General features: G+C 65.1%; 13 protein-coding genes. 1 reads left to right on the top strand and 12 read right to left on the bottom strand.

Annotated features, from left to right (window positions below; genetic code table 11):
* Window positions 1-4: 4 nt before the first annotated feature.
* Entirely contained in the window at window positions 5-1,357 is a 1,353-nt protein-coding gene (locus Q4G20_RS07205) for a M17 family metallopeptidase (protein ID WP_303342747.1), read from the bottom strand.
* A 56-nt stretch (window positions 1,358-1,413) separates the two neighbouring features.
* Window positions 1,414-1,785: a hypothetical protein gene (locus Q4G20_RS07200; protein WP_303342746.1), complete on the bottom strand. Its 372-nt coding sequence runs from the start codon at window positions 1,783-1,785 to the stop codon at window positions 1,414-1,416.
* Window positions 1,786-1,926: 141 nt separating this feature from the next.
* Here Q4G20_RS07200 and Q4G20_RS07195 point away from each other — a divergent pair, with 141 nt between their 5' ends.
* Window positions 1,927-2,571 (top strand): carbonic anhydrase, encoded by a 645-nt coding sequence (locus Q4G20_RS07195; protein ID WP_303342745.1) that lies wholly within the window; start codon window positions 1,927-1,929, stop codon window positions 2,569-2,571.
* 262 nt (window positions 2,572-2,833) lie between these two features.
* On the opposite strand, the gene Q4G20_RS07190 is transcribed toward Q4G20_RS07195, so the two are convergent.
* From Q4G20_RS07190 to Q4G20_RS07145, 10 genes are all read right to left on the bottom strand, one after another.
* Window positions 2,834-3,853, bottom strand: a complete 1,020-nt coding sequence (locus Q4G20_RS07190; protein WP_303342744.1) for an aspartate-semialdehyde dehydrogenase — start codon at window positions 3,851-3,853, stop codon at window positions 2,834-2,836.
* 103 nt (window positions 3,854-3,956) lie between these two features.
* Window positions 3,957-4,571 (bottom strand): glycosyltransferase family 29 protein, encoded by a 615-nt coding sequence (locus Q4G20_RS07185; protein ID WP_303342743.1) that lies wholly within the window; start codon window positions 4,569-4,571, stop codon window positions 3,957-3,959.
* A complete protein-coding gene (locus Q4G20_RS07180; RefSeq protein ID WP_303342742.1) occupies window positions 4,568-5,605 on the bottom strand; it encodes a glycosyltransferase family 4 protein in 1,038 nt (345 codons plus the stop codon). The genes Q4G20_RS07185 and Q4G20_RS07180 overlap by 4 nt, the downstream gene beginning before the upstream one ends.
* Window positions 5,598-6,788, bottom strand: coding sequence for an MFS transporter (locus Q4G20_RS07175; RefSeq protein ID WP_303342741.1), 1,191 nt, complete (start codon window positions 6,786-6,788; stop codon window positions 5,598-5,600). Before Q4G20_RS07175 ends, Q4G20_RS07180 begins: the two co-directional genes overlap by 8 nt.
* Before the next feature lie 1,732 nt (window positions 6,789-8,520).
* Window positions 8,521-8,859 (bottom strand): DUF1491 family protein, encoded by a 339-nt coding sequence (locus Q4G20_RS07170; protein WP_303342740.1) that lies wholly within the window; start codon window positions 8,857-8,859, stop codon window positions 8,521-8,523.
* Window positions 8,849-9,757 (bottom strand): GTPase Era, encoded by a 909-nt coding sequence (gene era, locus Q4G20_RS07165; RefSeq protein WP_303342739.1) that lies wholly within the window; start codon window positions 9,755-9,757, stop codon window positions 8,849-8,851. The genes Q4G20_RS07170 and era overlap by 11 nt, the downstream gene beginning before the upstream one ends.
* Entirely contained in the window at window positions 9,754-10,443 is a 690-nt protein-coding gene (gene rnc / locus Q4G20_RS07160; protein WP_303342738.1) for a ribonuclease III, read from the bottom strand. The genes era and rnc overlap by 4 nt, the downstream gene beginning before the upstream one ends.
* Window positions 10,440-11,231 (bottom strand): signal peptidase I, encoded by a 792-nt coding sequence (lepB, locus tag Q4G20_RS07155; protein ID WP_303342737.1) that lies wholly within the window; start codon window positions 11,229-11,231, stop codon window positions 10,440-10,442. The genes rnc and lepB overlap by 4 nt, the downstream gene beginning before the upstream one ends.
* A 64-nt stretch (window positions 11,232-11,295) precedes the next feature.
* Window positions 11,296-11,694, bottom strand: a complete 399-nt coding sequence (gene acpS / locus Q4G20_RS07150; protein ID WP_303342736.1) for a holo-ACP synthase — start codon at window positions 11,692-11,694, stop codon at window positions 11,296-11,298.
* Window positions 11,691-12,428, bottom strand: a complete 738-nt coding sequence (locus Q4G20_RS07145) for a hypothetical protein (protein ID WP_303342735.1) — start codon at window positions 12,426-12,428, stop codon at window positions 11,691-11,693. The genes acpS and Q4G20_RS07145 overlap by 4 nt, the downstream gene beginning before the upstream one ends.
* Window positions 12,429-12,440: the final 12 nt, after the last annotated feature.

The raw sequence follows: 12,440 nt of genomic DNA, 5'->3' as shown, positions 1-12,440 counted from the left end.
TCCATCACAGCAAATCCGGCAGCGCCGCCAGAATGGCGCGCGCGCCTTGACCCACGCCGCCTTTGGGCCGACCGGGCGCGGCGGTCGGTTGCCAGCCGTAGATGTCCAGATGCACATAGCGCGCATCGCCCGCAAAGCGGCGCAGGAACAGCGCCGCCGTCACCGACCCGGCCATGCCGCCCGACGGCGCGTTGTCCAGATCGGCAATTCCGGGTTCGATCAGCGGTTCATACGCATCCCAGAACGGCATCCGCCACAGCGGGTCGCCCACCGCCATGCCCGCCGATTGCAGCGCGCCCGCCACGCCGTCATCGTCGCAATACATCGGCGGCAAATCCGGCCCCAACGCGACCCGCGCCGCCCCCGTCAGCGTCGCCATCGAGATCAGCACATCCGGCGACCCCTCGGCCGCATAGGTCAGCGCGTCGGCCAGAATCAGGCGGCCTTCGGCGTCGGTGTTGTTCACCTCGACCGTCAGGCCATTGCGGGCGGTCAGAATGTCGCCGGGACGGAACGACGCCGCCGATACACTGTTTTCGACCGCCGGGATCAGCAGGCGCAGCCGCCGCCCCCGCGCCGCGCCGGTATCGGCCAGCATCTGCATCAGGCCCAATGCCGACGCCGCGCCGCCCATGTCTTTCTTCATCAGGCCCATCGACGCGCCGGGTTTCAGGTTCAGCCCGCCGGTGTCAAAACACACGCCCTTGCCCACCACGGTCAGCAGCGGCCCGGTATCGCCCAGCGTGATGTCGATCAGACGCGGGGGTTCCGTCGCGGCGCGCCCGACCGCGTGGATCAGCGGAAAGCCCGCCGCCAGATCATCGCCCGCCGTCACCGTGATCTGCGCCCCGATCCGTGCGGCCAGATCGCGGGCGGCCTGTTCCAACCTGTCCGGTCCCAGATCATTGGCAGGCGTGTTGATCAGATCGCGGGTCAGATATTCGCCCGCCGCAATCGCCTGCACGCGGGCCGCATCCGCGCCGTCGGGGCAAACCAGACGCGGGCCATCCGCCGCGCCGGATTTATACCGCGTGAAGCGATATTGCCCGAACAACCAGCCCAGAGCCGCCTGTTCCGGGTCCAGCCCCGCCAGATCAGCCACGGCCCAATCCCCCGCCGGCAGCGCCGCCGCGCGCGCCAGTGGGAACCGGTCCCGCGCCGATTGATTCGGCGCGCCCAGTCCCATCACCGCGCCGCGCAGCCCGTTATCGCCGGGCAGCAGGCAAATCTCACCCGCTTTGGCCGTGAATCCACAGGCGGCGGGCCAATCGCCCACAGCATCGGGCAGGTCATCCCCCTGCCACACCAGCCACAAAGGGCGGGCGGCGTCAGAGGGGCGGGCAAATTCGGGGGTCATGGGCAGTCCTTTCCTGTTCCCGCCAACCTAACCACTGGCGCGTGTTGGGCAAGGGGTCAGGCGCTGCGGTCCCAGATCGCGGTCAGCGACCGGTTTCCAATCCGCATCAGTCGCGCCTGAATCGCCGTCAAGGCCGCCTGATCGCCGCGATCCGCCGCCGCCCCCAAATCCATGGCCACCCCCGCCAGAGACAGCAACCCGATCTGCCAGGCCAGCCGTGCCATGCGGTCCGCGTGACCGACCAGCCCCGCCATATCGCCATCCTGCGCCGCCCGTTCCACCAGCATCAGCGCGGATGCCAACTGTTCCAATGCCAGCCCGATCACATGCTGGGCCGCCGTTTCGCCCAATTCCGTTACAATATCCGTCACCCGCCGCGCATCCACGCGCACGGGTTCGCTGACCATCAATTTCGCAATCTGCGCCATGCCCGCAGCCTTTCACCATGAACCTAATCGACGGCGAACATGGCGCAGTTGCGTGAAGAAAGCCTTGACGCGGGGGATGAAAATGTCTCGCATTTTCCTTAAATGCAGCCTATCACGCGCCGCAGATCAAAGGATACCGCGATGAACCTGTCTCCGCTGCCGCAATATCTCAGCAAACGCTACCATGGCTGGAAGGCCACGGCCTATAACGAAAACCGCGCCTGGTTCCGCCGTTTGGCGACCGAGGGGCAGCGCCCCCGCGCCATGGTCATTTCGTGCTGCGACAGCCGCGTGCATGTGACCAGCATCTTTGGCGCCGATTCGGGCGAGTTTTTCATTCACCGCAACATCGCCAATCTGGTGCCGCCCTATGCCCCGGACGGGTTGCAGCACGGGACGTCAGCGGCGATTGAATATGCGGTCACGGCGCTGCGGGTGGCGCATCTGATCGTCATGGGCCACACCAATTGCGGCGGCGTGGCGGGCTGTCATGCGATGTGCGCGGGCCATGCGCCTCAGCTTGAGGATAAAACCAGCTTCGTCGGCCGCTGGATGGACATTCTGCGCCCCGGCTATGACCGCGTCAAAGACCTGCCCGAAGATCAACAGGTCGGCGCATTGGAACAACAGGCGGTTCTGGTGTCGCTGGAAAATATCCTGACATTTCCGTTTGTTAAGGATGCCGTCGAATCCGGCGACCTGTCCCTGCACGGCCTGATCCACGACATTTGCGAAGGCACCCTGTGGCAGGCCAGCAGCAACGGGCAGGCGTGGCAGGCGGTGTGATGGGGTGAGTGGGGGCTAAGCTAGGGCCAACGTCGTGCCGATAAGTGACGTTCGATGCAAGGCTTAAGCTATCGCGGAAAAAAACGCGGCAGGGGTGATCCCGCCGCGCGCACGTCCGGGTAATCTAGGACCAATCACCAATCTTCCCCGTCCGCTTTCTAAAAATGCAATCGCAGCCATAGGGTGTCAAGATGGCCGATCATCCCCATGGCGTAACCATCCGCCTTGATGCTGGGAAGATAAGCGAGCCCCCCCAACCCCATCACCCCTTTTTCAACACCCTGTTCCCCAGCAGTTCCGCGATCTGGACCATGTTCAGCGCGGCGCCTTTGCGCAGGTTGTCGCTGACGCACCACAGGGTCAGGCCGTTTTCGACCGTGGAATCCTGGCGGATGCGGCTGATGAAGGTGGCGAATTCGCCCACGGCCTCGATGGGCGTGATATAGCCGCCGTCTTCGCGTTTATCGACGACCAGCAGGCCGGGGGCTTCGCGCAGGATGTCGCGGGCTTCGTCTTCGTCCAGAAAATCGTCGAATTCGATATTGATGGATTCGGCCTGACCGACAAAGACCGGCACGCGCACGCAGGTGGCGGTGATGCGGATTTTGGGGTCCAGAATTTTCTTGGTTTCCGCGACCATGCGCCATTCTTCGCGGGTGGTGCCGTCCTCCATCATCGCGTCGATCTGGGGGATGACGTTAAAGGCGATCTGGCGGGGAAATTCTTTGGCCTCAACCTCTTGGCCGGGGACATAGAGGCCCTTGGTCTGGTTCCACAATTCATCCATGGCGCGCGTCCCCAGATCGGACACGGATTGATAGGTGCTGACCACCACCCGCCGGATCCGCGCCCGGTCATGCAGCGGTTTCAGCGCCACGACCAATTGCGACACCGCGCCCGCCGGGCTGGCGATGATGCGTTTCGGCGCGTTCTGGATGGCGTCGGGGTTCACCTCGGGGACGATCAGGGGAATGTCGGCATCGGTGGCAAAGCTGCCGGAATTGTCGATGACGTAGCACCCGGCCCGCGCGGCCTGCGTCGCGGTTTTGCGCGCGGTGTCCGCGTCCAAGGCCAAGAGCGCGATGTCCCAGCCGTCGAAATCGAACCCGTCCATATCGCGGCATTTCAGGGTGCGGTCGCCAAAGCCGACCTCGGTTCCCAGCGATTTGCGGGGGGCAAGGGCCGCGATGTCGTCCACGGGAAATTCGCGTTCCGCCAGAATGTTCAGCATTTCGCGGCCTATGTCTGTGGTGGCCCCGGCAACAACGATTTTATAGCCCATGATGCGCCTTTATGTGATGGTCCCTGTCGCTTAGCCCAGAATCCGCGCCGATGCACGGGGCCGATAGCGTTGGATATGAGTATTTATGCACAGAAGAAGCCCGTCAGTTGCGAATCAGACGCGGGTCGTTTGCGGCAAGGGTGCTGACCCAGTGCGATTCGGCGCCGAAGTCATGCGGCACCTGATCGGCGTTTCGGCGGCCTGACAGGCTGAGGCTGACAAAGAAATCAAACCCATAGAGTGAGAGTTGTCTCAGGTCGGACCGCAGCAGCAGGTCAATCAGCATCGCTCCGGTGGTGGGGGGCGCGTTCAGCGTCGTGGCCAGTGCGTGATAATCGGCCAGCGGGTGCAGGTAAAAACCGGGGCTGGTGGCGGTCGCGTAATCCAGCCGTTTGCGTTTGGGCGACATCCACAGGATGCGGCCAGGATGGATCCGGGCGCGGTCGTCATCCGACAGCCGCGTGGCCAGACCAAGCCAATCGGTGCGGGTGCCGTGGCTGTTTGCGGCGGGCATCGGCGCGCGGTTGATGCGGATGACCAGATCGGCGGCGTCAATCGCCGGGCCATGTGTGTGGTTGCCCAAGGCGCGGGCATTGCCGATCAGCGCCACGCGTCGCCCCGTCAGCGGTGCCAGCAGGTCCGCCTGTGTCACCGACATCTTCATCAGCGCCGCGTCGTCGCGGATCAGGCGCGCGGCGTAAAATCGCAGGCGGTTCATGGGCGGGCCAACAGGTCGGTATAGATGTCGATCAGGGCGCGGGCCTCGGATTCGATGGCGTGATGGGTGGCGACATGGGTCGCTGCCGCTGCGCCCTGAGCGGTCGCCTGTGATGGGTCGCGCAGATAGGGCGCAATCGCATTGGCCAGCTCCGCCGGGTCGTTGGGTTGGGTGACAACCCCCGTTTCGCCGTCGCGGATCAGTTCCCGGAACGCGCCCACATCGGTGGCCACCACCGGCACGCCGCAGGCCATGGATTCCAAGGGCGTCAGGCCGAAGCCTTCCCATCTCTGCGGCGCGACATAGAGGTTCAGCGCCCGATACCAGTCGGCCATCTGGTTGACCGGCGTTTCGGGCAGAAACAGGATGCGGTCGGCCAGCCCCGCCCGGTTCACTTGGTCGCGCAGATCGGCCAGATAGCCCTGATGTTTTTCGGTCGCCCGGCCCATGATGATGGCTATGGCGTTCGGGTGCTGCGGCGACAGCCGGATCATCGCATCGACGAAATCGCCGGTGCCTTTTTGCGCCCTTATGCGTCCGTAACAGCCGATCAGAAACGCGTCCTGTGGCAGGCCCAGCCGCGCCCTCAGCCCCGCGCGGTCGGTGGTCGGGCCAAAGCTGTCGGTGTCGATCCCGTGCAGCACGACGCGGGCCGGGCGGTGCAGATAGGCCGCCCCCTTGGCCGAGGTCGCCACCACCTCATCCATCTGGCGGATCAGCCACCGGGTATAGCGGCTGTGGACCCGTTGCGAGGCGGATGTGAACAGCAGCCGGTATTTGCGCCGCAGGATATGCCGCAGCGCCAGCCCCAGCAGCATTTCGGTGTTCCTGCGCGCGTGCCAGACCCGCCAGCGGTCGCGCGGCATTGTGGCGGCGCGCCATAACGGGATATGCGGCACCTCCGGCGGCAGGCCCGGCCCGGTCGCCGCAATCGCGATCATGCGCGCCTGCACCGGGATCAGCCGCACCACGGTGGCCGTCACGCCCGACAGCCGGCGTTTCAGATTGGGGGCGATGACGACAGGATCAGTCATTCTTAGCCTCGGGCGTCAGGAAATAGAGGGCAAAACCGATAACCATCGGGATCAGAAAGAACAACCACAGCATCGCAAAAGCCTGCGCGGGGGGCGATCCGGCCTGCGCGGCATCGTAAACGGGGCGGGATGCGAATTGCAGGATGCCGACGCCTCCGATCGAAAACATATTCAGAAAGGTGACGCCGCGCCCGACCAGATGCGGCGGCAGGAACGACCGGCCATGCGCCATCAGCAGCGGATAGGCCGCGCCCGAAAACCCGATCAGCGCCAGCAGGATGATGGCCCATGTCAGTCCCGCATCCGGGCGCGCGACCATCAGGGCCAGCACCGCGATCACGGCGGCGGTAAAGATCAGGATCGTGCGGCGCAGGCTGCCGATCAGGCGCGCGGCAGGCCCAACGACAAAGTTCCCCACCACCATGGCCAGCCCCATCATCAGCGTGGCATGGCCGATCTGTTCGGGTGTGGCGGTAAACACCTGGTCCAGATAGGGCGCGGCCCACAGCCCCCGGATCGCCGCCGAGGCCGCATAGTTCACGAAAAACAGCGGCAGAATGAACCACAGCGCGCGGATGGTCAGCAGTTCGGCCAGTGATCCTTTGGGCTGCGTCGCGTCCAGCCGGTCGGGGTCGCGCACGGTGGCGGCGATCAGCGCGGCGACGGCCAGCGTGGCCGCGACCATCCCCCACAGCGCCGCGCGCCAGCCAACCGCCTGCGTCACCCAGACCAGAGGCGCCGCACCCAGGATATTGCCCAGCGACCCGAACCCCACGATCATGCCCGCCATGGTGCCGAACGCCGCCGCCGGATAATTGCGCGCGATGATGTAATACGACCCCATCAGCGCGGGCGCGCAGCCAATCCCGATCAGCGTCATCGCCAGATGCAGGTGCCACGGCGCGGTCGCCATGGCAAAGACCGCCGCGCCTCCGGCCCCGCCGATGGCCATGAACCACGCCACGGTGCGGCGCGGCCCGATGCGGTCCAGTGCCGCGCCGACCGGGATTTGCAGCGCCGCGAATGCGATGAACCACAGCCCCGATGACAGCGCCAAATCACCGGGCGAGGCCCCGATTTCGACCTGCAACACAGGCGCCAGCACCGCCAGAAAGGCGCGGTAAAACTGGCTGAGAACATAGGCCAGCACCAGGCTGACAATTCCGGCAGAGAGGGCGGGCATAGCAACACCTCGTAGTAACGCCCGCCACGTTGCGTCATCGCGCCGCGATGTTCAAGCGGTCAGCGGCGCGCGCGATGATGCGGGCGGTCCGGCGGGTTTGGCTGGCACTCTGTTGGGTTTTGGTTCCCGGCAGGTCGGCGCTGCGTTGACGGGCGCTTGCGCCGGTTGCCGGGGCGGGGCGCAGGGTGGCCTCAGGGGGACGTCCCGATCCAGAAAAGTGTGGCCCGCCTGCGGGTTACGGTTTGTCGCCCACAAATCGGGTGGCCTTATATGGCTTGGCCCGCCTGTCCGGCTGCCGGTCATCCCGCCCCGATCTGCGCTGTGATGCCGTCGCGCTGTGGGGGGGGGCGACAACAGGGCAGACGCTGCGCCGTTCGCGGGGGTATGGAGGCAAAGGCTGACGCGACCGAACAGGCCGTTCAGCGGGCTTTGGCGGGCGTCCTGTTGTGCCGTGATCATCTGCGGGTCGGGTCTGTTCTGGTGGATGGGGGGAGGCGCGTTTGGTCCCGCGTGGTGGTGCCACGTTGTTGGGGTTTTGTCGCTGGCAGGTCGGTGCGTTCAGCGGCGCAACGCAATGGCGCGGGGCAAACCTACCCTGTGCCGCAGGGTCGTGCCGCTACGCTTATGTTCGTCGCGCGCCCACAGATCAGGGCAAAGGCGGTGCCGTTCGCCAACGGCCACCCACACCACGCCGCGACGCGTCACCCCAACCCGTCCTGACCCAGCAGGGCGGTGCCGTTGCGGCTTTCGACCTTGGTCACCCATAAATCGGGGTCACAGATGTTGCGGCGGGTGGTGGCGGCTTTTGTTGTGTGGACAGGACGACTTGCCTTTGTGGGGCAAAGCTGTTCGGTCAGCCGGGTTCGTCGCGGTTGCGTTTTGGGGCCGTGACCGCCTGCGGATTGGGGGCGGCCCGAGACGGTGGGCAGAACGCAGTGCCAAGAGGGACGACAGACCGCGTTCGCCCGCGTGGTGCGGTTCAGCGGCACACCCTGGCCGCGTCACCCCAACCCGTCCTGACCCAGCAGGGCGGTGCCGTTGCGGCTTTCGACCTTGGTCACCCATAAATCGGGGTCACAGATGTTGCGGCGGGTGGTGGCGGCTTTTGTTGTGTGGACAGGACGACTTGCCTTTGTGGGGCAAAGCTGTTCGGTCAGCCGGGTTCGTCGCGGTTGCGTTTTGGGGCTGTGACCGCCTGCGGATTGGGGGCGGGCGGTTGCATCGTTCGCGGTCGCAGGGGGCAATGCCATATAAAAAGTGGTCGGATAAAGCTGTTCTCGCCATCAGGTTTGGCGGGCGTGCTGTTTGGCTTTGATCACGGGCATAAGCGCGGATGCTTGGTTCGGCTGTGTGTGGTGGGGGCGTGATGCCGGGATCGCGGCCTAAGACGGGGCAGGGTGGAATGTGGCGTAAGATGTGGTGGATGCCCCCGTTTTGTTCTCGCGTGGCGGGGGCGCGTCGGGTCGGCGTTTGGGGTCTGGCAGGGCACGATGATGGGGCGAACACAGCTTGTCCCTCGTGGTGGTGCTGTCGTGTTGCTTAGGGGGCGCGGGCGGATGGTTGCATCGTTCGCGGTCGTAAGGGGGCAATGCCGCGCGTCGGGAAACGGTTCTGTCCGTGGGGTTTGGCGGGCGCGTTGATTGTCGGTGATCGTCTGCGGCGCGGGGGACGTGGCGGCACGGTTCAGTCGGCTTTGCGTGCTGCCGCGGTTGGGCGGCATATCCCCGCAGCGTCAGGCGAACCCGTCCTGATCCAGCAGCGTTTCACCGTCGCGGCTTTCGATCTCAATCACCCACAGGTCGGGGTCAAAGCTGCGTTGACGTGCAATCGCGGCGTCGATGTCGGGTTCCGGGCCGTCATGGGTCACGCGCCACGGGCGGGTGTCGCTGTCCATGTCCCATTCGCGCATCCACAACTGCGCGCGCCCGTCCAGACGCGCGCATTTCACCGCCACAGCCCCCGCAGTCGCATCGCCGCGCGCGGTGATATAGGCGGGGATATTCGCCAGCCCCAGCCGCGCCAGATAGGCCGACACCCAGATCCCAGATGCCAGACGGGCGTCAGTCCCCATCGCGGAAATCAAGACCCATTTCGTTGAACCGTTCCGCTTCGTTCAGCCAGTTTTCGCGGACCTTGACCTGCAAGAACAAATGGACGCGGCGGCCCATGAATTCCTCAAGCTCGGCGCGGGCGGCCTGACCCACGGCCTTGATCGTTTCGCCGCCCTTGCCCAGAACGATGCCTTTGTGGCCGGGGCGGGCGACATAGACGATCTGATCGACGCGGGCGCTGCCGTCCTTTTTTTCCTCCCACGCTTCGGTTTCGACCGTCAGCTGATAGGGGATTTCTTCGTGCAGGCGCAGCGTCAGCTTTTCGCGGGTGATTTCGGCGGCGATCATGCGCATGGGCAGATCGGCAATCTGATCTTCGGGGTAAAGCCACGGACCGGCGGGCAGCGTTTCGGCCAGCCAGTCGCGCAGATCGCCGCAGCCGTAACCCTTTTCCGCCGAAATCATAAAGGTTTGCGCGAAATTGAACGACGCGTTCAGTTCCGCCGACAGCGCCAGCAGCGTTTCGGCCTGCACCCGGTCGATTTTGTTGATGACCAAGGCAACCGGCGTGTCACCGCCCAAGTCGCGCAACTGGTCGATAATGGCGGTCGCGCCGTCGGTCAGGCCGCGATGCGCCTCGATCAGAAACAGGATGATGTCGGCATCCGACGCGCCCCCCCACGCGGCGGCCACCATGCTGCGATCCAACCGGCGGCGCGGGCGGAAAATCCCCGGCGTATCGACGAACACGATTTGCGTCTGATCGGCAATCGCGATGCCACGGATGCGGGCGCGGGTGGTCTGCACTTTGTGCGTCACGATGCTGACCTTGGCGCCGACCATCTGGTTCAGCAGCGTGGATTTTCCGGCATTGGGTTCCCCAATCAGGGCGACAAAGCCCGCGCGTGTATCGGTCATTTCGATCCCTCTAGCCGGTTCAGCATCGCCTGCGCTGCGGCCTGTTCAATGCTGCGTTTGGTGCCTGCGCCGGTGGCGTCGGCGGTCTGCCCATCCGACAGACGCACGGTGATGTGAAACACTGGCGCGTGATCGGGGCCGCTGCGGGCGGTTTGTTCGTAAATGGGCGGAGGCATTTTCTGCGCCTGCACCCATTCCTGCAAGGCGGTTTTTGCGTCGCGCGCGTCCTGTTCGACATGGGCCAGACGGTCGGCCCAATGGTGCAGGATCACGCGCCGCGCGGCATCAAATCCGGCATCCAGATAGACGGCGGCCAGAACCGCTTCGATCGCGTCGGCCAGCAGCGCCTCTTTGCGGCGACCGCCGGACATCATTTCGGACCGGCCCAGTTTCAAGACCTCGCCCAGACGCAGATCGCGGGCGACGGCGGCGCAGGTTTCGCCGCGCACCAAAGCGTTATAGCGCGGCGCAAGCTGGCCTTCGCTGGCGGCGGTGTCGGCGGTAAACAGCGCCTCGGCCATGACCAGCCCCAGAACCCGGTCGCCCAAGAATTCCAGCCGCTGATTGTCGGGGCGGGTTGCGGTCGCAATGGACCCATGCGTCAGCGCGCGGATCAGCAATTCGGGGCGCGCGAAATCATGGCCCAGACGGGCCATGAAGGCGCGGATGTCAGAACCGGGGGTCAATTCACCGCCTTAAAGAAACGGTCGGGGCGCCAGGTCCACACATACAGCAGCGACCGGCCCGCCGACGAAAACACAATGCGATCCGCGCGCCCGATCAGATATTCCGCTGGCACCATGCCCAAGCCGCGAATCTCCGCCGGGAAGCGGGAATCTTCGGAATTGTCGCGGTTGTCGCCCATAAAGAAGTAATTCCCCGCCGGCACCGTAAAGACCGGCGTGTCATCCGCGACCCAGCCGTCGGTGATGTTCAGCACGTCATAGCTGACGCCGTTGGGCAGGGTTTCGGTGAACCGATCCTTTACGCATTGCCCGCCCTGCGGCACGGGGTCGTTGACGCAACGCGGGATCGACCCGGCCTGAGACCCCTGCTGTTCTTTGATTTCAATGAATTGCCCGGCAGGCACCTGCGGCACCTGTTCGCCGTTGATATAAATCAGCCCGCCGCGCATCTGCACGGTGTCGCCCGGCAGACCGATCAGGCGTTTGATGAAATCGACGTTGCGGGTGGGGTGGCGGAACACCACCACATCGCCGCGTTCGGGTTCGGACGCCATGATCCGCCCGCTGATGGGGCAGGCCGAAAACGGGCAGCTGTGCCGCGAATAGCCATAGGCCATTTTGTTCACGAACAGGAAATCGCCAATCAGCAGCGTTTCCTTCATCGAGCCGGACGGGATGTAGAACGGCTGAAAGAACAGCGTGCGGAAAATGCCCGCAATCAGCAGCGCCCAGAAAACGGTTTTGATCGTTTCCCAGATGCCTTCCTTTTTCGGGGCCTTATCCGCCATGATGCGTCCTTCCGTTTATGGGCTGGCGATTGTTGCGCGTTCATGGGCCGCGCGGGGGGCTGTGTCAAGCTGGCCGCGCCTCGATCACCACAAAGGCCTGCGCCCATGGGTGATCATCGGTCAGGGTGACGTGAACAATCGCGTGATGACCCGGCGGCGTCAGCGCGGCCAGACGATCCGCCGCCCACCCGGTCAGCGCCATGACGGGTTGCCCGCTGGGCAGGTTCGTCACCGCCATATCGCGCCAGCTGATCCCCATGGCCAGCCCGGTGCCAAGCGCCTTGGAACACGCCTCTTTCGCGGCCCAGCGTTTGGCCAGCGTGGCGGGTTCATGCGCGCGACCGGCGGCGCGGGTCCGTTCGGCGGGCGTGAACACGCGGTTGCGGAACCGGTCCCCGAACCGGTCCAGCGTGGCCGCGATGCGGTCGATATTGCACAGGTCGCTGCCGATTCCGATGATCATTCCGTATCCTCTGCCGTGCCAAAGGCCCGGTCATAGGCCCGTCCAAAGGCCGCACTGAACGCCCCCCATGCGCGACCAAAGGACAATTCAGGCAGGCCATCATACATCCCCCGCGCCCCGTCCCACGCCGCGCCGGGGCTGGATTTGATGCTGCGCCACAGATCCGCGCGGGTGGGGACGGTCATTCCGCACACCTCGGCGTCGCGGGTCGGGTTGTCGGGGTTAAAGGCCGCGTCCAGTTCGCGCATGTCGCCCATCAACTGACAGGCATCGTGAATTTCCCACGCGGTCGCCGCCGCGATCACGCCTATGCCGACAACAGGCAAGGCTTCGCCCGCTGTGGATGCGATGTTGCGGGCGGCGGCGGTGCTGACACGTTTTGACACGCGGGTGGTGGTGTCGGCCACAGCCTGACGCGCGGCAACGCGGGTGCCGCGATAGGTGACACGGCTGTCGGCCAGTTCCTGCGCCATCCGGCGCCCGGCCACCCGGCTGTCAGCCAATTCGCGTGCAAGATTATCGGCGCGGGTATTTGCGGCGGTCAGTTGGGCGGCGTGGCGGCTGCGCACGGTTTTCACGCCGGTGACGGTTTCCACCACCCCCGCCACGGCCATAAACACCGCCGGAATGACGGTCATCGCCACGCTCAGCGCCAGCGACATCGCCATCAGCACCAGCATCAGGGCCGACCACAGCCCGCCCAGAGTCGCAACAATCCGACGTAGCAGCTTCATGGTTGAGGGGCG

Origin of the sequence: Paracoccus sp. (in: a-proteobacteria) (genome assembly GCF_030538495.1) — a bacterium.
Classification (GTDB): domain Bacteria; phylum Pseudomonadota; class Alphaproteobacteria; order Rhodobacterales; family Rhodobacteraceae; genus Paracoccus.
This window is presented reverse-complemented; position numbering and strand designations above follow the sequence as displayed.